Origin of the sequence: Mesorhizobium sp. M7D.F.Ca.US.004.03.1.1 (assembly GCF_003998635.1) — a bacterium.
Classification (GTDB): domain Bacteria; phylum Pseudomonadota; class Alphaproteobacteria; order Rhizobiales; family Rhizobiaceae; genus Mesorhizobium; species Mesorhizobium loti.
The window spans coordinates 1-21,373 of the sequence record NZ_RZQG01000015.1; the positions used below are offsets into that span (position 1 = coordinate 1).

Annotated in this window: 25 protein-coding genes; 17 read left to right on the top strand and 8 right to left on the bottom strand. The window is 60.1% G+C overall.

All coding sequences use genetic code 11. The features are described from left to right. The 6 genes from EN935_RS02180 to EN935_RS02205 all read left to right on the top strand — a co-directional run. Positions 1-833: ABC transporter permease (locus tag EN935_RS02180; RefSeq protein WP_164770994.1), on the top strand; the 833-nt coding region annotated here is incomplete at its 5' end. Beyond that, entirely contained in the window at positions 826-1,671 is an 846-nt protein-coding gene (locus tag EN935_RS02185) for an ABC transporter permease (protein ID WP_127373146.1), read from the top strand. The genes EN935_RS02180 and EN935_RS02185, both read left to right, overlap by 8 nt. Further along, on the top strand, positions 1,668-2,558 hold the full coding sequence (locus EN935_RS02190) for an ABC transporter ATP-binding protein (RefSeq protein ID WP_127262675.1): 891 nt from the start codon (positions 1,668-1,670) through the stop codon (positions 2,556-2,558). Before EN935_RS02185 ends, EN935_RS02190 begins: the two co-directional genes overlap by 4 nt. Continuing rightward, positions 2,551-3,381 carry an ATP-binding cassette domain-containing protein gene (locus EN935_RS02195; RefSeq protein WP_127262676.1) on the top strand — a complete coding sequence of 277 codons (831 nt, stop codon included), beginning with the start codon at positions 2,551-2,553 and terminating at the stop codon, positions 3,379-3,381. The genes EN935_RS02190 and EN935_RS02195 overlap by 8 nt, the downstream gene beginning before the upstream one ends. 72 nt (positions 3,382-3,453) lie before the next feature. Then, positions 3,454-4,053: a VOC family protein gene (locus EN935_RS02200; RefSeq protein ID WP_127262677.1), complete on the top strand. Its 600-nt coding sequence runs from the start codon at positions 3,454-3,456 to the stop codon at positions 4,051-4,053. Positions 4,054-4,377: 324 nt separating this feature from the next. Further along, positions 4,378-4,566, top strand: coding sequence for a hypothetical protein (locus EN935_RS02205; RefSeq protein ID WP_245468657.1), 189 nt, complete (start codon positions 4,378-4,380; stop codon positions 4,564-4,566). 404 nt (positions 4,567-4,970) lie between these two features. Here the strand turns inward: EN935_RS02205 and EN935_RS02210 are convergent, their stop codons facing one another. From EN935_RS02210 to EN935_RS02225, 4 genes are read right to left on the bottom strand one after another with little or no spacing between them, the layout of a single operon-like run. Further along, the gene (locus EN935_RS02210) at positions 4,971-5,939 is read right to left on the bottom strand and encodes a LysR family transcriptional regulator (protein WP_348629871.1); all 969 of its coding nucleotides are present in this window, start codon (positions 5,937-5,939) and stop codon (positions 4,971-4,973) included. A 41-nt stretch (positions 5,940-5,980) separates the two neighbouring features. Next, positions 5,981-6,514 carry an SRPBCC domain-containing protein gene (locus EN935_RS02215; RefSeq protein ID WP_127262680.1) on the bottom strand — a complete coding sequence of 178 codons (534 nt, stop codon included), beginning with the start codon at positions 6,512-6,514 and terminating at the stop codon, positions 5,981-5,983. A gap of 2 nt (positions 6,515-6,516) precedes the next feature. Continuing rightward, on the bottom strand, positions 6,517-6,999 hold the full coding sequence (locus EN935_RS02220; RefSeq protein WP_127262681.1) for a (2Fe-2S)-binding protein: 483 nt from the start codon (positions 6,997-6,999) through the stop codon (positions 6,517-6,519). 10 nt (positions 7,000-7,009) lie between these two features. Next, on the bottom strand, positions 7,010-7,906 hold the full coding sequence (locus EN935_RS02225) for an FAD binding domain-containing protein (RefSeq protein ID WP_127373147.1): 897 nt from the start codon (positions 7,904-7,906) through the stop codon (positions 7,010-7,012). Positions 7,907-8,134: 228 nt separating this feature from the next. On the opposite strand from EN935_RS02225, the gene EN935_RS02230 reads away from it, so the two are divergent. The 6 genes from EN935_RS02230 (at position 8,135) to EN935_RS02255 (ending at position 12,933) form a co-directional block, all read left to right on the top strand. Beyond that, on the top strand, positions 8,135-8,464 hold the full coding sequence (locus EN935_RS02230) for a hypothetical protein (RefSeq protein WP_019863854.1): 330 nt from the start codon (positions 8,135-8,137) through the stop codon (positions 8,462-8,464). Between the two features lie 36 nt (positions 8,465-8,500). Continuing rightward, positions 8,501-8,923 (top strand): cupin domain-containing protein, encoded by a 423-nt coding sequence (locus tag EN935_RS02235; protein ID WP_206532350.1) that lies wholly within the window; start codon positions 8,501-8,503, stop codon positions 8,921-8,923. Next, a complete protein-coding gene (locus tag EN935_RS02240) occupies positions 8,920-9,975 on the top strand; it encodes an Ldh family oxidoreductase (protein ID WP_127373148.1) in 1,056 nt (351 codons plus the stop codon). Before EN935_RS02235 ends, EN935_RS02240 begins: the two co-directional genes overlap by 4 nt. Before the next feature lie 10 nt (positions 9,976-9,985). After that, on the top strand, positions 9,986-10,381 hold the full coding sequence (locus EN935_RS02245) for a RidA family protein (RefSeq protein WP_127262684.1): 396 nt from the start codon (positions 9,986-9,988) through the stop codon (positions 10,379-10,381). A gap of 82 nt (positions 10,382-10,463) precedes the next feature. Next, positions 10,464-11,297 carry a fumarylacetoacetate hydrolase family protein gene (locus tag EN935_RS02250; RefSeq protein ID WP_245468659.1) on the top strand — a complete coding sequence of 278 codons (834 nt, stop codon included), beginning with the start codon at positions 10,464-10,466 and terminating at the stop codon, positions 11,295-11,297. Positions 11,298-11,352: 55 nt separating this feature from the next. Then, positions 11,353-12,933: an NAD(P)/FAD-dependent oxidoreductase gene (locus EN935_RS02255; protein ID WP_127262686.1), complete on the top strand. Its 1,581-nt coding sequence runs from the start codon at positions 11,353-11,355 to the stop codon at positions 12,931-12,933. A gap of 57 nt (positions 12,934-12,990) precedes the next feature. On the opposite strand, the gene EN935_RS02260 is transcribed toward EN935_RS02255, so the two are convergent. Then, positions 12,991-14,193, bottom strand: a complete 1,203-nt coding sequence (locus tag EN935_RS02260) for a PatB family C-S lyase (RefSeq protein ID WP_127262687.1) — start codon at positions 14,191-14,193, stop codon at positions 12,991-12,993. 142 nt (positions 14,194-14,335) lie between these two features. Between EN935_RS02260 and EN935_RS02265 the strand changes: the two genes are divergently transcribed. Then, on the top strand, positions 14,336-14,800 hold the full coding sequence (locus EN935_RS02265) for an Lrp/AsnC family transcriptional regulator (RefSeq protein ID WP_127262688.1): 465 nt from the start codon (positions 14,336-14,338) through the stop codon (positions 14,798-14,800). Between the two features lie 110 nt (positions 14,801-14,910). On the opposite strand, the gene EN935_RS02270 is transcribed toward EN935_RS02265, so the two are convergent. Continuing rightward, positions 14,911-15,288 carry a helix-turn-helix domain-containing protein gene (locus EN935_RS02270; RefSeq protein ID WP_206532351.1) on the bottom strand — a complete coding sequence of 126 codons (378 nt, stop codon included), beginning with the start codon at positions 15,286-15,288 and terminating at the stop codon, positions 14,911-14,913. Between the two features lie 72 nt (positions 15,289-15,360). On the opposite strand from EN935_RS02270, the gene EN935_RS02275 reads away from it, so the two are divergent. Next, positions 15,361-16,215, top strand: a complete 855-nt coding sequence (locus EN935_RS02275) for an NmrA family NAD(P)-binding protein (RefSeq protein WP_127262689.1) — start codon at positions 15,361-15,363, stop codon at positions 16,213-16,215. A 76-nt stretch (positions 16,216-16,291) separates the two neighbouring features. Here EN935_RS02275 and EN935_RS02280 read toward each other — a convergent pair whose 3' ends face one another. Further along, on the bottom strand, positions 16,292-17,176 hold the full coding sequence (locus EN935_RS02280; protein ID WP_127262690.1) for a helix-turn-helix domain-containing protein: 885 nt from the start codon (positions 17,174-17,176) through the stop codon (positions 16,292-16,294). Between the two features lie 149 nt (positions 17,177-17,325). On the opposite strand from EN935_RS02280, the gene EN935_RS02285 reads away from it, so the two are divergent. From EN935_RS02285 to EN935_RS02295, 3 genes are all read left to right on the top strand, one after another. After that, positions 17,326-17,715: a nuclear transport factor 2 family protein gene (locus EN935_RS02285; protein WP_127262691.1), complete on the top strand. Its 390-nt coding sequence runs from the start codon at positions 17,326-17,328 to the stop codon at positions 17,713-17,715. Between the two features lie 68 nt (positions 17,716-17,783). Beyond that, entirely contained in the window at positions 17,784-18,155 is a 372-nt protein-coding gene (locus EN935_RS02290; protein WP_127262692.1) for a nuclear transport factor 2 family protein, read from the top strand. Positions 18,156-19,027: 872 nt separating this feature from the next. Next, positions 19,028-20,344, top strand: a complete 1,317-nt coding sequence (locus EN935_RS02295) for an integrase arm-type DNA-binding domain-containing protein (RefSeq protein ID WP_127373149.1) — start codon at positions 19,028-19,030, stop codon at positions 20,342-20,344. A 560-nt stretch (positions 20,345-20,904) separates the two neighbouring features. On the opposite strand, the gene EN935_RS02300 is transcribed toward EN935_RS02295, so the two are convergent. Continuing rightward, positions 20,905-21,129 (bottom strand): hypothetical protein, encoded by a 225-nt coding sequence (locus EN935_RS02300; protein WP_127373150.1) that lies wholly within the window; start codon positions 21,127-21,129, stop codon positions 20,905-20,907. Between the last annotated feature and the right edge of the window lie 244 nt (positions 21,130-21,373).

Here is a 21,373-nt window from a genome sequence, read left to right on the forward strand (position 1 = left end):
ACAAGACGATCGTGCAGCAGTTCTTCATCTGGCTGTCCGGCGTGGCCCGGGGTGATTTCGGCACCTCGATCTCGCTGCGGCAAGATGTGCTTGGCCTTGTCTTCAACCGGCTACCGGCGACGCTGGAGCTTGCCATCGTCGCGCTCATCATGGCGGTGGCGCTCGGCGGCACCACAGCGATCATCGGCGCGCGCGAGCGTGGCACGGCAGTCGAGGCCGGCATCGACATCGCCAGCGGCGCGGCACTCTCCATTCCCGACTTCCTGTGGGGCCTGGTGCTGATCCTGCTGTTCGGCGTGCTGGTGCCGATCTTCGATATTTCCGGCCGGGTGTCGCCGCAGCTCGACCTGCCCTTCGTCACCCAGTTCTATCTGTTCGAAAGCTTGCTTCGGCTGCGCCTCGACCTCACCTGGGATCTGCTGAAGCACATGCTGATGCCGGCCGTGGCGCTGGCGCTGCCGCTGGCGGCGATCATCTCGCAGCTGCTGAAACAGTCGCTGAAGGAAGTGCTCGACCTCGATTATGTCGTGCTGGCACGGGTGAAGGGGTTTTCGGAAACACAGGTCATCCTGCGAGAGGCGCTGAAGAACGCCGCTTTGCCGACGCTGACGCTGGTCGGCGTGCAATTCACCTTTCTCATCGGCGGCACCGTCATCGTCGAGCGGCTGTTTTCCTATGAGGGCCTCGGCAACATGGCGATCGATGCCGTCATCAACCGCGATCTGCCGCTGATCCAGGGCATCGTGCTGGTCTTTGCGCTGCTGTTCGTGCTGATCAACCTCAGCGTCGATATGATGTACGCGCTGCTCAATCCGAGGCTACGCCATGGATGAGGGCCGCGCTCAAAGGCGTGTGTCGCCGCGCTTATGGCTGGCCGGCGGCTGGCTGCTGCTGGCGCTGTTGGCCGCGATCTTCGCGCCGCTGGTGGCGCCGCAGGATCCGCTGGCGCAGGATCTGATGCTGGAGCGGCTGCCGCCATTCTGGATGAGCGGTGCTGAGCCCGGCTATTGGCTTGGTACCGACAGTCTCGGCCGCGACCTGCTCTCCCGGCTGATCTTCGGCGGCCGCATCGCCTTCATCGTCGCCTTCGCCGCGGCCATCGCGGCGTGCCTGGTCGGCTCAACGCTGGGTCTGGTCGCCGGCTATTTCGGCGGCTGGGCCGACCGCATCATCTCGCGTATCGTCGATGTCTGGATGGCGTTTCCGCCGGTGCTGTTCGCCATCCTGCTGGTGGCGGTGCTCGGCACCGGCTTAAGTTCCGTCATCCTCGCCATCGCCATCATCGACTGGACGCGTTTCTGCCGGGTGATCCGTGCCGAGGCGATGGGCCAGTCGCGCATGGACTATGTCGAGAATGCCCGCATTGCCGGCTATGGCCGTATCGGCATCATGCTGCGCGAAGTGCTGCCCAATGTGGTGCCCTCGATCGTAGCATTGCTGTCGCTGGAAATGGGCATCGCCGTCATCGTCGAGGCGATCCTGTCCTTCGTCAATCTGTCGATCTCGACCGATGACCCGACCTGGGGCGGCATTATCGCCGAGGGCCGGTTGTCGATCCATCAGGCCTGGTGGGTGCTGGTGTTCCCGCTGGTCACGCTGATCCTGACCGTGCTGTCGTTCAGCCAGTTCGGCGAAGCCCTGAAGGCACGTTTCGATCCGGTGTTGCGATGAGTTTAGCCGTCAAACCCTGCCTCGATATCCGAGACTTGAGCGCGGTGCTGCCGAACGGCCAGCGTGTGCTGCGCTCGGTGTCGCTCTCCGTTCAACCCGGCGAGGTCCGCGCTCTGGTCGGCGAGAGCGGCGCCGGCAAGACGATGATCGGCAAGGCGGTGCTCGGTGTGCTGCCACCGAGCGTGCGCGTTGTCGAGGGCGACATGCTGCTCGAAGGCGAAGACCTCGGCAAGCTCCAGCCGAAGGCACGGCGCACGCTGATTGGGGCGCGCACGGCTCTGATCCCGCAGGACCCACTGACCGCGCTCAATCCGTCGCGCCGCGTCGGCTCGCAGATGACCGACCGGCTGGTGCGCATCCTTGGCTGGAGCGGCGAAAAGGCCGACACGCGCATCCGCCAATTGCTGGATGAGGTGCAGATCCGCGACCCCGACCGTGTGCTGAAAAGCTATCCGCATGAACTCTCCGGCGGCATGCGCCAGCGCGTGCTGATCGCTGCCGCCTTCGCCGCCGAACCGCGATTGATTGTCGCCGACGAGCCGACCACGGCGCTCGACGTCACCGTGCAGAAGCAGATCCTGCGGCTTATCGCCGAGTTGCAGCGCGAGCATGGCACAGCAATCCTCTTCGTCACCCATGATCTCGGCGTCGTCGCCAAGATCAGCCAGAAGGTTTCGGTGCTCTATGCCGGCAAGGTGGTGGAAGAGGCTGAAACAGCTGCCCTCTTCGCCGCCCCGCAGCATCCCTATACGCGAGCGTTGATGGCGGCGACGCCGCGCTACACCGATCCATACGCTTCGCTGAAGCCCGTGGACGAAGCGGTGCTGGCCGGGCTTGCCGCCGAGATCGCTTCTGCAGACCAGGCCTGGAGGCGCCCGCATGGCTGAGCCGCTGTTTTCCGTGCGCGGGCTGAAGGTCGCGCTGCCCGACATGACGCGCAAGCCGCTGTTTGGCCGGGCGCCGTTGGCCGAGATCCTGAAAGGCTTGGACTTCGACCTGCCGCGGGGCTCGGTTACCGGCATTGTCGGCGAATCCGGTTCGGGCAAGTCGACGCTCGGCCGCGCGCTGGTGCGCCTGCTGGAGCCCAGCGCCGGCAGCATCACTTTCGACGGCCGCGACATCACCCATCTGCCGGAGGCTGAACTGCGGCCACTGCGCCGAAATCTGCAGATGATCTTCCAGGATCCGATGTCGTCGCTCAACCCGCGCCGCACCATTGCCAGCATCATCGCCGCACCGCTCAAGCAGAATGGCCTCGGCGACAATCTCAAGGCGCGTGTCGCCGAAGCGCTGCACAGGGTCGGCTTGCCGCAAAGCTTTGCCAGCCGCTATCGGCACGAACTGTCGGGCGGCCAGCGCCAGCGCGTCGGCATTGCCCGCGCGCTGGCGCTGTCGCCGAAATTCGTGCTGGCCGACGAGATCGTCTCCGGCCTCGACGTGTCGACGCAGGCGCAGATCCTCACCCTGCTGGAAAAGCTTGCGGTCGAAATGGGCTTGACCGTCGCTTTCATCAGCCACGACCTGTCGGTGATCCGACGGCTGTGCAAGCAAGTCATCGTCATGCGCGAGGGCGTGATCGTAGAGGCCAGCGGCACCGATGCCTTGTTTGAAAGCCCGAAGGATGCCTACACGCGCGTCCTGCTCGCCGCCATTCCACTGCCCGAGATTGACCCGGACTGGCTGCGGCCGCCGGCGAAGGCCCAGGCATGAATCCAACCGCACGACGAACAGCGGGCTTCGGACGTGCGCCATAACGAGTAGGCCCGCTAACGGAGGGGTAATATGAAAAACGCAATCGCCAGCACGATCGTTGCCATCGGCTTGTTTGGCTCGACGACAGCGGCTTCGGCGGATTCAATGCCTGGCATGCGCGGCCACGATCACACCGGCATCACGGTCCCCGACATGAAGCAGGCCGTCGACTTCTTCACAGAGGTGGTCGGCTGCAAGAAGGCGATGTCGTTCGGCCCGTTTTCCGATGACAAGGGCACGTTCATGCAGGATCTGGCCGGCGTTGACCCGAAAGCGGTTATCGAACAGATCACGCAGTTGCGTTGCGGCTATGGATCCAACATCGAGCTGTTCAAATACACAGCACCGGACCAGAAAGACCTGCATGCCAAGAATAGTGATATCGGGGGCTTCCACATAGCTTTCTATGTAGACGACGTCGCGGCAGTGAAGGCCTATCTGCAGGCCAAAGGCGTAGCAACGCGCCTCGGGCCGCTGCCTGTCAAAGAGGGTCCCGCGGCCGGCCAGACCATTATCTATTTCCAGGCACCTTGGGGATTGCAGTTGGAAGCGATCAGCTATCCCACGGGCATGGCCTATGAGAAGGGTGCGGAGACCGTCCTCTGGAGCCCGAAAGAGCCAGCAAAGTGATGGGCTGATATGGTTCGGCTCGAGGTTCGCCCTTGAGCCGAACTCCTGATTCTTGCGAAAACCGCGCTTGCTGACGCAAGTATCCGCCCTGTCCGGCCCGTTTCCGTGAAATCAGGACCACTCTGACCGGCCTCTACCAGCTTCAGTCCCTTCGAAATCAATTGGTCTTCGATCCGGATGATAGGGGGCCGCAGCAGTGATGGACCGCCCTCGCTCAGACGCTCGATGATCGCCTGCATCGAGGTTTCTGCATTCAATTTGTTCGCAGAACGGCAGCTTGGAATTTCTACTGTCGTTGCTCAACCTTAATAGCCAAAGCGGACGATGAATATGGTTGCCGGAGAACCGAATGACGTGCGATTGAAAAATGTCGACAGTCAATGGATTGTGCAGGTCATCGAAAATGGGAAAGTAACTCGGCATTCATTCAAGGCTCAAGCGACTGCCGAGAGTTACGCCGAATTCCAGCGCATCAAGCTCGGCCTGCCTGGAAGGCCACCAATCTGGGAATAGAACCTACTCGACGAGCGATCCAGGAGGATTTGCTAGACATGGGGCAGGGCTGCATCGCGGCTGAACCGGCAATTTGAGGAGGGGCTTCTCGAAGCTACCTGCCTGCTGGAATCGACCGCCAATACGGCCACATTCGTCGCCCCGATCTGCACTGCGCGCGCGCTCCGCCATATAGCGACTGCTCCCCTCGCTCCTGGACCGAAGCGGCGGCAGGCCCCAAAATGATCCGTCAGGGTGACGGCCGTTTCGGGGAGGGTGAAGCTCTATGCACTGATGCCGTGGATTTCGGCCCCGCCGATCCAAGCGGCTGCGCCCCTTAATCAACGAGGGCGCGCAAACCACTTTTGCGACGGCATGGGGATCCAGGACGTCATGCTCGGAATGGGACGCGGCGTGGATTCCAGTCAAGGGGCGGAGGCATTGCGTAGCAGGAGTTCGAGCGTTTCGATCAGGGCGAGCGCGCTCGCTGGCAGACGGCGCCCGCTTCGTTTGATGATCTGCACACGGCTCGCCTGCAACAGGGGGTCATCTATGGGCACGGCGACGAGGTCGCCTCTGGTCAGATGCTCAGGCACCGACGTTACCGACAGCACAGTCGCGCCGAGATTGGCAACCACGCAGTCGAGGATCGTCTGGATCGAATTGCTCGTCATCATAACGGGTATCCGGCGACCCGTCTGTTCCTGAATTTCTGCTAGTTGTTGACGAACGCCGAACCCGATGTCGGGAAGGATAATCCTGTGGCCGGTGAGCTCATCCAACGAAATGCTGGGGCGCCCCGCCAGCGCGTGTTCAGGCCGACAGATCAAGCAGGTGGGCTGTGAGAAAGAGCTAACGACGCGCACCCTCGGGTCGCCGGTCGGCCCCATGACGACACCAAAATAGCATTCATCCTCAGCCACCAGCGGGACGATTTCCCGCGAAGACAGGCTGCGAACCGAAATCGAGATCTGAGAATAGCGTTTCGAAAAACTTGCCAGCGCCTCGGCGAAGATCGTCCGCAACAATCCAGTCCCGATCGCCACGTCGAGGTGGCCGCTGCGCAGGCCCTTCAGGTCGTCAAGTTCCGTGAGCAGGGTCTCTCGCTGTGAAGCTCGATCGCGGTAGTATTCCAGAACACGCGCCCCGGCCGCCGTGAGGCGCACGACGTGACGCCCTCGCTCGATAAGTTCGATCCCGAGCTCTTCCTCGAGGCTGGCTATGTGCCGACTGATCGAGGAAGGGGCAATGTCCAACGATTCGCTGGCCGCGCGCATCGTGCCGAGCCTGTAGGCCCGATACAGATAATCGATGCGTTCATCCTTGAACTCCCGCGACGTCTTGCTCTCAAGGGAGATATCGGACTTTGCGCCAATGCTCCTCGTCGATTTCAGTGTTTTCTCCTAACTCTGCAATTTAGCTGGCCGGGCCCTTCTTACTTGGCAGTTTTGCCGCCGAAGAAATCCTTGAATGACGCCGCGCCCCTCGCGACCAAGCCGGGCTGGACAGGGGCCGCGCCTCCCGGACGTCCGCCGAGTGCATCTTGGGCAGCCTGCGCGAGCGATTTGATTTGCCGATTCGCCAAGGGGATGAGGATGCCCTGCGCCAACGATGCGAGTTTGCCGCTAACGATCGCTTCGACCGTCCAGTCGACGCGACTGCCGACCCCCAGCGGCTCGATCTCAAATGTCATCTTAGCGTCCATTATGCCCAGCGCATGACGGCCACTCAATTGATATTTGACGAATTTTGGGCGCTCGGCGCCGATCCGCTTGGTCTGGACATCTGATTTTCCGCGGATTTGAGGCACGCCGACTTCCAGTGTCACTGTGAACTCGGTTTCGGACGTCTTGGTGAGCCCTTTGAAGTAGGGGAGGATCGGCGCGAACTTGTCCGGGTCGGTTATGAAATCATAGACTGCTTCGGGCTCGGCTGCGGCCTCGAACTGTCCGTTCAGATTAACGTTCATTACTAGTTCTTTCCCATCTGGGATGCAGCGAGTACCGCATCGACTATTGGCGTGTAGCCCGTGCAGCGGCACGTGTTGCCGGCGAGACCCTTGCGAACGGCCGTTTCATCAGGGCTGGGATTCTCGGCAAGCAGCGAGGTTGCCGAGATCAGGAAGCCGGGCGTACAGAAGCCGCATTGCAGCGCGTGATTTTCAGAAAAGCACTTCTGGAGGATGCTGAGCGTGCCGTCCTTGGCAGCTAGTCCCTCCACCGTGCGAACCGTCTTGCCGTCGGCCTGGACAGCCAACAACGTGCAGGATTTGGCCGCGCGCCCGTCCAGGAGAATTGTGCATGCTCCGCAATAGCTGGTATCACAGCCAATGTGAGTGCCGGTCAGTTCGAGGGAATGCCGGAGGAATTCGACCAGCAGCATCCGGGGCTCGACTTGCGCTTCGATGGCCTTGCCATTGACTGTGAGCCGGATCGTCTTCTTGTGCGTGTTCATGACGTGCGGACTATCCATAGTAGTGGTGGGTATCCCTGACCTCGATGCCGGCTCGCCGGCGTGCGATGACGTCGAATGCGCGAATGACGAGACCGCGTGCCAGATTGCGCTTGTAGGCTTCCGAACCCTTGTTGTCGGAAAGCGGCTCAACGAAATGTGATGCCGCGTCGCCGATCAGCTTTGCAAGCGCCGCGTCGAACACCTTGCCGGCGGCGAACTCGTTGGCCGCGTCGAACGGCAGGGCGGTGAGACCCAGGCAGCCGAATCCGATTCTCAGCGAACGGACAATGTCGCCATCCAGATTGACCTGCAGGGCGCAGCTGGCGGTCGGATAGGCCGGCGCCGAGCGCTTGAAGGCAACGAAGGTCCCGAACCCGTCGAGCGATTCACGCGGAATAGCGATGCGCGTGATGATCTCGCCCATGGCGAGCGCGGGCGTATAGGCGTCCGCCAGAAGAGTGCGGATCGGCTGCACGCGGGTGCCCTCGGAGCCCTCGCAGAGGGCTACGGCACCGAGCGTCGTCAGCAAGGCCGGCCAGCAGGCGCAGGGATCAGCCTCGGCGATACTCCCGCCGATTGTGCCCATGTTGCGGACCTGGACGTCGGCGATGCCCAGTGCGCAGTCCTGAATGATGGGAAAGGTCTTGGCCGCCTCCGACTTGCCGGCCACCCCATGCCGCGTGAGCGCGCCGATCTCGATCAGGTCGTCGCCGAGCGTCACCTCGTCTGCGCCTTGGATACCGGTGAGATCTATAAGGAGTTTAGGCGCGAGAAGCCGGAGCTTCATCATCGGAATCAGAGTCTGGCCACCTGCCATCAACTTGGCGTCGGACCCTCCGTCTATCAGCGCAGCGGAGGCTTCCGAGAAGCTTGCCACTTTGATGTAGTCGAAACGGCTTGGATACATGCGCAGCCTCTGTCACCTGTTTGGCGGCGATTTAGCCATCGAACAGCCCGGGTATCAATGCAGCCACGTGTCTTGTTGGTTGCGCCGGCCGCAATGCGAATGAATGCGCATTGCGCAACAAATTGTCCGGACGCCGGCATCGAATGGCCGGTCTCGCCTGTCGTATATGCAATCCAAGGCACGACGATGCCGTGGCATTCAACTTATGACAACGCTGGGACTTTTGTAATGACGTTAGCGCCGGATGGCCTCGAGCTTGGTCCGATCGGAGATAAGATCATTTTTGAAAACAGCCAGGTCCGGGTATGGAGCCTGGAACTGGCTCCGGGCCAACTTCAGCGCTGGCACGAACATCACCACACCTACCTCGTCATCCCGATCACGGCAGGCGAGAACGTGATGGAATTCGTCAGCGGCCGCGTCGTGAACACACATGAGCAGCCGGGGCAGGCGCTTTACCGGCAGCCGGGCGAACCGCATCAACTGCGCAATACGAGCACCTTCCACTATCGAAATGTCTTGGTCGAACTCCTCGATCAGCCGAAGGCCGCCGTCTAGGTGATCCTGCAAACAAACGAATAACGGAAACAGCAAATGGCGAGTTCTGACGCAACCATTCCAGGCATGCCAAACGGCATGCCTTCACTCGAAGAACTGCTTGTGAATACCAACGAGATGGAATGGCGGGCGAAGTCGTTGCCCGGCGTTTTTGAGAAGATGCTTTGGCGCGATGAGGCAACCGGCGCCTCGGTTGCCCTCATCAAATTCGCCAAAGGCGCCAGCATTCCTTCGCCGCACATGCACGCGTCGAACCAGATGATGTTCTGCCTGTCTGGGCATTACGAATACACGTCGACCGGCGTGACGCTGAGGGCGGGCTCCTTCTATCTCAACCCCAAGGGCAATGTGCACGGCCCGACGCTGGCTCATGAAGAGACGGTCGTCGTGGAGATCTATGACGGCCCTCACTATCCGAAGATGCCGGACTGGTACACGGACGAGCAGGACGCACGATGACCAAGCACCGGGTGCCTGTCGCCGATCTCGTCGCGTTCGCGGCGTCGCTCTTTGCCACGAAGGGCGTACGGCCCGACGATGCCCACTACGTATCTCAATGCCTTGTGTTGGCGGATCAGGAGGGTGTTCCGTCCCATGGCGTCATGCTCGTGCCGATGTATCTGTCGCGGCTAGAGGCAGGCTCGGTTGATGCCAGGTCGCAAGGCCAGGTGGTCTCACGCAAAGGCGGCGTTGCCGTCGTCGACGCGGAAAACGGGCTAGGGCAACTGACCTCGCGAACGGCAATCGCTTTGGCGCTGGAAGGCGCCCGCGAGCACGGCCTCGGCGCGGTCGCGGTCAGGCGTGGTTTCCACTTCGGCACAGCCGGGCATTGGGCGAGCGAACTCGCTCGGGCAGGCTGCATCGGCATCGTCCTTACCAACACGCGTCCGCTGATGCCGGGTATTGGTGGCACCGAGCCACTCGTAGGTAACAACCCGCTGGCAATCGCGGTGCCTGCTCCGGACGTGCCAGTCGTCCTCGACATGGCGCTGAGTGCCGCCGCAATGGGCAAAATCAGAATAGCCGCCGCTGCCGGCCTCGCCATTCCCGGGGACTGGGCAACCGACAAGAACGGCGTTCCCACAACCGATCCAGCCGCCGCCATCGAAGGAATGCTGCTGCCCGCGGCTGGCCCGAAAGGCTTTGGACTGGCGGTGATGATTGATCTGCTTGCTGGCGGCCTTTCGTCCGGCGGCGTCGGCTCCGCGATCAAGCCTTTGTATGGTGATCCAGGCCAACCCTATGACTGCGCGCATTTCTTCCTCGCAATCCAGGTCGATGCGTTCCGGTCGCCTGCGTCTTTCGAGGGACTGGTCGGCGAGGTGGTAGAGCGCATCCGGACCTCGCGCCCGGTTGACCCTGCTTCTCCAGTAATGGCGCCAGGCGATCCCGCCAGCAATGCGCGGCGGCTCGCCGAAAAGGACTGTCCAGTTGATCCGGCGACGCTGCGTAGCCTTGAACACGCGGCTCAGCGAGCCAACGTGCCATTTCCGTTTTCCATTCCAACCTAGCGAGGCCGACATGCCCAAGAAATCCATCACATCCAGCAAACTGGCAGTTCCGAACGGCCATTTTTCGCAGGCCAGCATCGCGGAAGCCAAGGGCAAGCTGCTGTTCATCTCCGGCATGACTGCTCGCAAGGCAGACGGCACAATCGCAGGCATCGGCGACGTTTCGATCCAGACGCGCCAGGTTCTCGATAACGTCAAGGCGGCCGTGGAGGAGGCCGGCGGCACACTGGAGGACATCTGCCGGGTAGACGTCTATGTCCGCAACATCGAGCATTTTGACGCGATCCATAAGGTACGCCGCGAATATTTTCCGAACGAGGCCCCTGCGTCGACAATGGTTGAGGTCAGCAAGATGGTGAAGCCCGAATATCTGATCGAGATCAGCGCCATCGCTGTACTTTACTAATCGGAGTTGATCCTCAATGCGGTTTGCTTCCATTCGACACAAGGATCGCGTCCTGCCGGCACTGATCGATCACGGCAAGGCTGTGCTTCTGGAGGATGTCGCTCCGGACGTCGTCGGCATCATTGAAATGGGCGCGCAAGGGCTGGCGGCCGCGAAGGCGGCGCTGGCCGACGCGTCGCGCGCGCGCGTCGATGACTTCACCTTCGCCGCGCCGATCACGCGCTTCCGCCGTGACGTGTTGTGCTGCGGCTGGAACTACTGGGACCATTTCGAGGAAAGCAAGGGCAAGCGCGAAGGCCAGGACGTGGACCGTCCAAAGGCGCCGACCTTCTTCACGAAGAGCCCTTCGACAGTCATCGGCCCCTGCGACCCAATCGCCTATGACCCCGGGATCTCCGCCAAATGGGACTATGAAGCCGAAATCGCTATTGTCATAGGCAAGGGCGGGCGCAGCATCCCGCGTGCACAAGCGCTCGACCATATCTTCGGCATTACCTTGGCCAACGACGTCAGCCAGCGTGACTTGCAGCGCCGGCATGGCGGACAGTGGTTTAAGGGCAAAAGCATCGACGGCACGATGCCGCTCGGACCGACCATCGTCACGCTGGACGAAATTCGCTTCGAGGACCTCTGGATCGAGTGCCATGTCAACGGCCAACGGGTTCAACATGCGTCGACCAGGCAAATGGCCTTCCCTATCGACGAACTGATTGCCGAACTCTCGTTCGGCATGACGCTGTATCCCGGCGACGTGCTGCTCACGGGTACGCCGGCCGGCATCGGAAATGCGCGTGAACCGCCGGTCTTCATGGGCGAGGGGGATCGCGTTGTAGTGTCGGTGGATGGCATAGGAGGCTTGGACAATACGCTCGTCCGCATAGATCTTCGCGGACAAAGCGACGTGTCTCTCGCCTGATATGCGCTTTTCGCAGTGGCGGCAGGTTGAGCGACATCATCGGGAGCGTTCGACCATGAACACCAACTTTGATTACATCGTCGTGGGTAGCGGTATCAACGCGCTGGTCTGCGCCGCCATGCTGGGCGGCAAGAGACAGCGCGTATTGGTACTGGAACGCAATGACCGCATCGGCGGCTGCATGCGCAGCGACGAGATTACCGCGCCGGGCTTCGTCCACGACGTGATGGCAACGACCTTCATCCTGTTTGTGACCGGGTCCGCATATTCTGTGCTAGGACCCGACCTTGAGCGCCTTGGCGTCGAATTCTGCAACACCGATACCCCGCATGCGGTGGTTCTGCCCGATGGCCGTCATCTGGTCATCCGGCGCGACCGGGAGGTTAATGTCCAGGCGCTGGATGCACTCGCCTCGGGCGATGGCTTGAATTACCGGGAGGACATGGAAGGAATCGAGAAGGATGCCGCTTTGCTGTTCGGCCTTTTGGGCGGACGCCTGTGGAGCTTCGCGACACTCAAGCTGCTGCTGACGGAAGCCTGGCGGCGCGGGCCACTCGGGCTCAAAGCCTTGATTGGCAATGCACTGACGCCAGCCCGTTCCTGGCTCGAGTCAAGCTACCGCTCCGATGTCGCCAGGGCTTTATGGGCTCCTTGGTCGCTTCATGCAGGCCTTGGTCCCGAGGATGCTTTTTCTGGCCAGATAGGCAAAGTAATCGGATTCTCGCTGGAGGCTGGCGGCTCTCCGATCGTCAAGGGCGGGGCGGGCGAGCTGCTCTCCGCCTTCTCGAAGCTGATCGCGGAACGCAGCGGAACGATCAGGACACAGGCCGACGTGGTGAGCGTGATCAGGACGGGAGGTCGCGCCACGGGAGTTCGCATTGCCTCGGGCGCGGAGTTTTCCGCCGCGAAGGGCGTCATCTGCTCGATGACGCCGACCCAGCTCTATGAAAGGCTACTGGGCGGTGCCCAGGTCATGAACGAGCCGGATGCCGTCGCGAAGTATCGCCACGGCAAAGGCAATTTCCAAATGCACTACGCACTCGACCGGATGCCGGTCTGGAAGAACGCCGAACTGGCCCAGGCTGCAGTGGTGCATCTTACCAACGGCATCGACGGGGTTTCCAAAGCTTGCAACGAAGCTCTGCGCGGCATGCTCCCGGAACTGCCGACGATCTGCGTTCAGCAACCACATGTGCTTGACCCGTCGCGCTGCCCGCCAGGCAAGGCCATCTTGTGGCTGCAAATGCCGGAGGCGCCCCGCTTCGTTAAGGGCGATGCCGCCGGCTTGCTGGATCCGCCAGAAGATGGACGGTGGACCGAGAGCGTGCGCGAGGCCTATGCCGATCGGGTGGAGGCTATGCTTGCGGCGCATATCGACGGATTCCAAGAATCCATAATAGCACGTCGAGCCTATTCGCCCGCCGATATCGAGGCCATGAATATCAATCTGGTTGGCGGCGATCCTTACGGCGGCTCTTCCACCATCGATCAAGCGTTTCTGTGGCGGCCGTTCAAGCACAGCGTCAACCACAAGACCGATGTCGAAGGTCTCTATCTGATCGGAGCCTCGACACATCCAGGATCCGGGCTGGGCGGCGGTTCCGGCTTCCTGCTCGCGCAGCATCTGACGGGATGATGCGCAAGGCTAGGACCCTGCCCGCTGTGCATAGCCGGCTACCAAGCTGACCCCAAACTATTGATTCGCCAAAATTGCGTTTCGGAACCGGTCGAGCCCGTCCTGCAAGACGGAACGGGGGCAAGCAAGGTTCAGCCGGACGTGGCCCTCGCCGCTGTCCACGAACATTTCGCCACCCTCGATGACAACACCGGCCCGTTCGAGGAAGAAGCGCGTCAGGTCGACCGAACCTGAGAAATACCCGCGCATGTCGATCCAGGCGAGATAGGTCGCCTCGGGAACACGCAACCTTGCATTCGGGAGATGTCCCCGCACAAACTCGTCTGCAAGTGCAAAGTTCCCATCCAGGTAGATCCGCAGTTCGTCCAACCATGCCTCGCCGCCGCGATAGGAACCGATCGCGGCCGCAAGGCTAATCGGGTTGATGAACGGATAGTGCAGTTCGTTCCATACCGCTCTTAGCGCCTCATCGGGGATGACGATTGTAGCAATCATCATGCCGGCGAGATTGAAGGTCTTACTCACCGCCATGCATGTGACGATCTCGCGGCTTTGCGGGAAAAGCTTGGCGAGGGGCGTGTGTTTGAGCCCGCAGCGAAGCAGGTCGCAATGGATTTCGTCGGAAATGATCTTCAAGCCGTGCTTGAAGCAGATTTCCGCGAGGCGCCGCAACTCGGCTTCGCTCCAGAGCCGCCCGGTTGGATTGTGTGGGTGACACAGGAAGAAGACCTTGACCGAGATGTCCGCCGCCTTCTCTTCGAAATCTTTGAAATCGACCTCGTAGTGGCCATCATTGTTGATGAGCGGTGATGTGACCAATGTTCGGCCGCTCTTCACCGTAGCGTGCTTGAAGTAACCGTAGGAGGGGCTGAGAGTCAGCACCTTGTCATGCGGTCCGCAGAGATAGTTGACGAGGCCGAACAGGGCAGGAATGACACCGAGCGACAAGGCCAGCTGCTCGCGCGGAAAGGTCCAACCGTACCGGCGCTGACACCAGGCGTGGAAGACATCATAGAGTTGGTTGTCGTAGTTCATCGTATAGCCGAATATCGGATGCTTCAACCGATCCAACATGGCATCCAGCGCGGCTTGTGGGGCGGCGAACTGCATATCGGCGACCCACATCTGGATAATGTCCTCTTTCGGCTGATCGAGCACGACGGGCGCGGTCCTCTGCGAGAAGAGATATTTCTCATACCCTTCAGCCGCGGACGCATTGCTATCGAGGCGGGAAATCAGGCGGTCGAAATCGTGGTGCATTGGAGACTGACCAGGAAGCGTGGGTGGATTGCGCTGGACATCGTTGCGCTGAAAGCAATTTATTCTGCGAATTGACGCAAGTCTTGCTAATGTTTTTGCTGGTATAGCCAATCACTGGCAGATCCCACTAAGGGACGACGAAATGGACGAGATTGATTCCAAGATCCTCATAGAGTTGCAAAAAGACGGTCGGCTCACCAATCAAGAGTTAAGCGAACGCGTGAATCTGTCACCCTCCCCATGCCACAGGCGCGTCCGGCTTTTGGAAGAAGCCGGCGTGATAGAAGGTTATGGTGCGCGGCTCAGCCATAGGGCTCTCGGAATGCCGATCATCGCCTTTATTCTTGTCCGGCTCGCGGCGCAGAGCAAAAGCGCCATGGCAGAATTCGAGGTGGGTATTCGCCGAACATCCGAGATCACTGCCTGTTATCTCATGTCAGGACGGCAGGATTATCTACTTCAGGTGTTCACCGCCTCATTGGATAGTTATGAAGAATTCGTGCGCAACAAACTCTCAGAGTTGCCGGGTATCGGATCCTGGGAGACGAATTTCGTGTTTGGGGAAATCAAGAAGAGCTTCCTGACGCCGAAAATAGGTTCACGTTGACCTCTTTGCAGAGAGGGAGAACCAGAAATCTGCGCCCATCCGAGATGGCGCCCGAGCGCAATCGCCGTTCGCGCGCGAAGCGCTCCTCCTGGAGTGCCGAAGCAGATCAGCTAGCCAGCAAGCCGCTCGTCAGCGACCGAAACACCCCAGGCATTCATGGCATTCAGCACACCACTGAGCGTCATGCCCATAGGTGTCAATTCATAGACAACCCTTGGCGGTGTCTCGGCAAAAGCGGTCCGGGTGACAATGCCATGTTGCTCAAAACGTTTGAGCCGATGGGTGAGCGTGTGCGCGCTGATGCCGTCCAGCGCTGTTTTTAGTTCATTGAACCGTCGTGGACCCACGAGCAGTTCTCGAACGATCAGCGTCGCCCAAGGTCCGTCCAGCAACAGCAGGCAGCGCTCTACGCCACATTCCGGAAGACAATGATCAGCCATGTTCGCTTGTTCGCTTTCCGCCCCAAAATAATTCTGCGTGGTGCCCATTAGTGCATTTGACGTAACCGATGCACAGAATGCACTGATGCGGCTTTCTAACCGCTTAGCGAGATTATGCCCATGCCTTTCATCATCCACGGTGCCACCGGCGCACAAGGTGCGCCCCTGTTCGAGCGCTTCAAAACGGCAGGAAAATCCGTCAAGGCCGCATCGCGCACTGCTGAGAACGGCGACCATTCGGTGACTGCCGATGCCGCCTCAACGGACTCTCTGATCAGCGCATACGACCAGGCCGAAGGCATTTTCGTGCATCTGCCCCAGGCCCCGGAGGCCCTGCGCCAAAGCTATGCGAACAACATCGTTGCGGCCATCCGCGCTGCGCGACCGTCACACGTCGTGATTTCGACCAGCGGTGCGGTTGTCGACACGCCAGACAGCCCGCTGCAGGCGTCTGCCGATTCCGCCATCATGACGCTGATCAACGGCGTCAAGGGTAGTGGCGTTTCAAATGCTATCGTCGCGCCCCGGCTGTACCTTGAAAACCTGCTGCTCCCCATGGTCTCTGCACCAGTCAGTTCCGCGGGCGTTCTGCGCTACCCAATTCGGCCTGACTATGCCGTTTCGTGGAGCTCCCACGCGGACGTGGCCAAGGTTGCAGAACGCCTGCTGCTGGACAGGACGTTGACGGGTGTTGTCGGCATCGGTCACTTGCCCGGACTGCTTGGTGCGGATCTGGCGGCCGGCTTCAGCAAGCATTTTGGCCGCAACGTGACTTTTGAAGCGCAAACGCCCGAAGCGTTTGGCGATTTGATCGAGCCTTTCTTTGGCCCGGCATTTGCCGGCGTCGTTCAGTTCTACCAGGCGCATTGGCAGGCTCCTGCGAACACGATCGATCCAAACACCAGTTCGCAAATCCTCCTCGGGATTGCGCCAGACAATGTCGAGACATGGTTGGCGAAAGCGCTCGTCCGATAGCAGGCAGGTCGGCCGGGATGACCGACAGAAGCGGGGTTCGGACACGAACCCCGCTTCTGCTGCTTCTCGAGCGCGATCAGGTCTTGTATTGCCGGCGAAAAGCGAGCGGCGTGCTATCCGTCTCACGCTTGAAGAACTTGGCGAAGTTGGTTGCCTCCTCGAAACCCAGGCCCTCCGCGATAAGGTAGATGGGCCGGTCGGTATGGACCAAGAGCCGTTTTGCCTCAAGGGCGATGCGAGCCGTGATGACGCTCTTGGCGCTCTGTCCAGTGGCCTCCATTGCTGCCCGGGTCAGGCTTTTCTCCGTGCAGCCCAAAGCTGCTGCGTAGGCGGCTACCTGATGCCAGCCGGCATAGTTCTGTTCGACCAGCTTGCGAAATTTGGCAAAGCGCTGCAGGGCTAGGTTAGCCGCGTCCGCCGAACCTATCTGCCGGTCCTGCAATATGGTCAGCCGCAAAAGGAGCGCGCAAAGCTGGTACCGCAGCAGCGCGTGGAGATCCTTGGGCGCCGCCTCGATCGCCGCATCCAGCCGCATCCTGGTGATGACCGCGCTAACCGCCTGGAAATCTCCGCTCGACAGGGGCAGATGATCGGGCAACCGATCGAGACCAAGCGCCGGCAGCAGATCGGCGGTCGTCTGTGTCTCCGATGGCAGGAATTCCGCCCGGAACAGCACCATCCATCCGTCCCAGCCTTCATCGGAACCGAAGCTGTGAACTTGGCCGGGCCTGAGCACGAGCAGGGACCCCGCCGAGCAGGCGACCGGCTGGAAATCCACCAGTTGGGTTACTTCGCCTTCGGTGACGCAGATCAGCGTGTGGAAGGAATAGTGGTACAGCGCCAGGATTTCCGCGCGGGTGACCCGGCGACGCAGTTCGGAAAACAGGAAGACCTCGACGTCGAGTTCGCGCCCATGTGGACGGTACGCGAGTTGATCTACCTTTGCCCTGCTCCTTGCCATGATCGTCTCCCGCCAACACCGATGTCCGCTAAGTATCATATTTCGGCGCAAATGCACCACGACAGATTGATCTATTGCCCGTTATTATCACTACATGAACAGCGCGGATCGCTCCGCAGCAGGTTCCAACAGAGGCAAGGAGAGACAGAATGACCAATATCGACATCGCAAAGAGCTACATCAAAGCCGTCCAGACCAATGACCAAGCCACGCTTGGCGGCTTGCTGTCCCCGCAGATCATCTGGCATCAGCCCGGCGCCAACCAGTTCTCGGGCATCAAGAACGGCATTGCCGAATTTGGCGCCATGATGGGCGCCATGATGGCCAAGTCCGGCGGCAGTTTCGCTATCACCCACGCCCATCGCTATCTCGCCAACGGCAACCTGGTTGCCATCGAGATCGAGTTCGCCGGCCAGCGCGAAGGCGCCAAGGTCGATCAGCCCGGTATCGATCTGCTGCGCATTGCAGACGGCAAGATCGTCGAAGTGTGGCTGTTCTCCTCGGACCCAGAGCAGGAAGACGCCTTCTGGGGCAAGTAAGTCATCGCACCTACGGCAGCGGGGACGAAAGCGTTCCCGCTTCTGCCACATTAATTCCAGGAGTCGCAATGAGCGCGAACAACAAGCAGATCGTCGCTGCAGCCTACCAGCGAATTTTCGGTGATTTGGACGTCTCAGCAGTTGACGACTGCCTGAGCAAGGACTTCGTCCAGCACAACCCGACAATTGCTGATGGCCCCGAAGGCGTAAAGCAACTTGCACAAATGCTTGCTTCGCAAGGAGTCCAGAAACAGAAAATCGAGTTCAAGCATGTGGTTGCCGACGGCGACATCGTCATTATTCATTCTCGCTACGAGATGGCGGGAAAGGAATGGAGATTTATCGACATCTATCGCGTCGAGAACGGCAAGCTGGCCGAGCACTGGGATGCGATGATGCCAATGCCCGAGACGCGCGCAAACAACAATCCAATGTTCTAGGGCGGAGAATCACGTGAATACTGGTGAGGCGGCCGCTGCCGCCGCACTTCGTTGCTGCGGCGATATCTGCGGCATGAGGTAGAGTTATTCAGACTGAGGCCAAGAGCCTCATCCAGGCATCGAAGATGCCCCTCGATCGCCTACGCTCGTCGAAGGCGATACGCTCAGCGTCTCAACTGCGGGCGGCTGCTTGCGCCGGGTCCGCGTCGTTGTCTTTCCTTCAAGCTCGTGCGCGGCTGCCGGCATGCGGCAGTCGATCTCGTCGTCCGACAAGTCCTTGAGCAATTTCAAGCTCCTGCCGTGGCGGGCGCCGTCAACGAGGATCGCGCGTTTGCCGCGATGTTCGACGGGCAGGCGTCGGGCGATGATGGCTGCCGCATGATCTCTGGGCTGTGCTTGTCGGTGTCGCAAAACCCGTGCAGCCGGCGTTCGCGGCCACGGATCCCGTTCGCGAAAACACGCTGGTTACGGCCGATCGGGAACACTCGATTGGCCGCTCTCAATCGAGCATTGCAGCGTTCCGCTTTCCGGGAGAAGCGATCGTTTCTTCCTCAAGCAGCGTGCTCAAAGTTTAAAGGTCTGCCAAATTCGCCGTACTAGTTTCGAGGAAAATGTAGCAAAAAGTACGGCAGAAATTTCGCTAAGCTATTGATAATGCATGGTGATCCCGACAGGAATCGAACCTGTGACCTACAGATTAGGAATTTGTCAGACGGTGTATCCTGTGGGTTCCGAGGGTGCGCCGCTGTACGATCGACGTTCTTGTAAATCATTAAAGAGCTTGCTGTTTTCGCGTTTTGCAACTATCATAGCGTAGATATACCAACAGATCGAACATGACGCAATTGCCGTACTAATGCCGTACTAATTTCATGACAGACCTACGACTTGCCCTCACCGACCGCGCCATCGCGAGCCTTCAGCCGGCATCTTCGGGCCAGTATTTTGTCCGAGACACCGATCTGCCAGGCTTCATGGTGCTCGTCGGAAAACGGAGAAAGACATTCGTTGTCCAGGGTGAGCGGAAGAAGGCGGGACAGCGGCTGTCCGTCCGAATGAAGGTTGCCGAAGTCGGAGAACTCGCGACGCGAGCGGCGCGGGCAAAGGCCAAGGACATTCTCGGGAAGATTGCCAGCGGCGTCGATCCCCGAGCGTCGAGGCAAAAGCTTGACGCAGATACCGCCGTGGATGATCTGCCGTCGATCGGGAACCCAACGTTGCGCATTGCTTGGGAACGCTATCGCGACGGGCACATGAAGAAGAAAGGCAGGAGCGACGGGACAATCAACAACTACCGTGATCATGTCGAGCGGCTACTGGCTGACTGGCTTGATGAACCTCTTTCCAAATTCGGCGATGATCCTGCCCTGGTAACGGCACGACATGAAAAGCTGACCGAGAGTAACGGTGCCTACATCGCCAATGGTTGCATGCGAACGCTGCGCGCCGTCTACAATCATGCCCGCAAGGCCGCCCGCTCGTTGCCGGCGGACAATCCGGTCCTAGCCATAGACTGGAATGCCGAACACCGGCGCAACACCGCGCTTGGGCTGTCGGATTTGGAAGGTTGGTTCACCCAGCTAAAGGCTTTGAAGAACCCTGTCCGGCGGGAGTTTCATCTGTTCATGCTGCTCTCAGGCCACCGCCCAGAAGCGATCAGGAAGGCGCGGGTAGAGCATGTCGATTTTCGCGCGCGTGTCCTGCACATACCCAGGCCGAAGGGCGGTGAGATGAAGGCTTTTGACATACCGCTTTCGCACGGCATGATCCGCTGTCTGGTGCGCGTAATGCGCATCGGTCGGGTGCTCTACGAAAAGCAATCGCGTGACTGGCTCTTTCCGGCCGACAGCGAGAGCGGTCACATGGTCGAACACAAAGAGAATCGCGACGTCCTGTCGAAATGGGGCAATGACCTGCGTCAGACTTTCCGTACAATTGCTCAGGCTGCGGGCGTTGCGGAACTTGATGTGCACCTTTTGATGAACCACTCGATCCCCGGTGTGAATGCCGGCTACATCACACGCAACAAACTGTTGAGCGACCACTTGCGCCAGCAACAGGAAGCAATCTCACGACGGATGTTGGAGGCCGGTCGGTCGTGCCCGAACGACTTCGAGCGTCGCATTGCTGGTTGGCCCTTGCTTCCAAGTGGGCGCATCCTTGATGAGCTGATGAGTGACAAGGCTTAATATCTCCAAGACATTCCGCTATCACCCGACACGACCCGAGGCCATCGCTGCTCTGCCGCTGATCCTATTCGTTGAAATGATCTTGTCCTGCATCGAAGGCCGCATCTGCTGAAGAGGCTGGAACCGCAACCGGCGCACAAAGTCGCTGTCACCGAGAAGAGGTCCACATGGGTGAGTTCGCGGTGAATTCCGCTTCGTAAAGCACACGCTCGACAGCGAGTTAGGGTCGAGACGGGCTTGTCTGTCCGTCGCTTAACTCCAGTGGACACAATGCAGACGGTCCGAGTTCGTCAACGACCCGGGCCGGGGCAGCCTGCCCTCAATATTGGCAAAGGTGATCCACTGCCGCGGGTGCCGGGCAGTGCTGTCATAGGCTGTTCCACCCTGCCGCGAGCAGGCCCTCGCGATCCGCTATCGTCGCCTAGTGCAAACCCAATGGGAGAAGCAGGTGATCTGGCGGGACGAGTAGGGAGCAATCTCGTGCGTTTGCCGCGCGCAGACTTGGCACGCATCGAATTGACCCAAGTGGGTAGGCATCAACTAGTCCAGCCATATGCAAATCAGCGTACAGTGAAAAAGCCGCTCGCTCGCGCTGCGTCAAAGCAGATTTTGCTTGGCCGAGGGCCTTTCAGCGCGGCTTTAAAGGCGGCAAACCAACGGTTGTAGTCTTTTGTGCCTTGGTAGGACGACCCTACGGCACGAAATCGCAATAGCCCGCTGGCCTCACGGCGGGCTTTTTTGTTTTTGGATGGAACCGTAAAATCTAACGTGAGTTGGAAGGCCATCTGCGTCCCTTCCGTTGAGGCGCCGGTGGCCGAGGATGTACAGACTTGGGTGTCACTGCGTCCTCGGTGGCGGGTATTCTGTTTGATCGGAACCGAAATCCGCGCTGGGGGTCTGAGTGAAGGCGGCAGGTGCTTTAGCATTCTGTCGTTGACCAACGATCCATTTGGTCGGCCCGCGTTTTCATCATAGTGGCGCGGGCCAAAGCCGTCTGCCCGCGCTCAGTCGACAGTGCACTAATCTGGA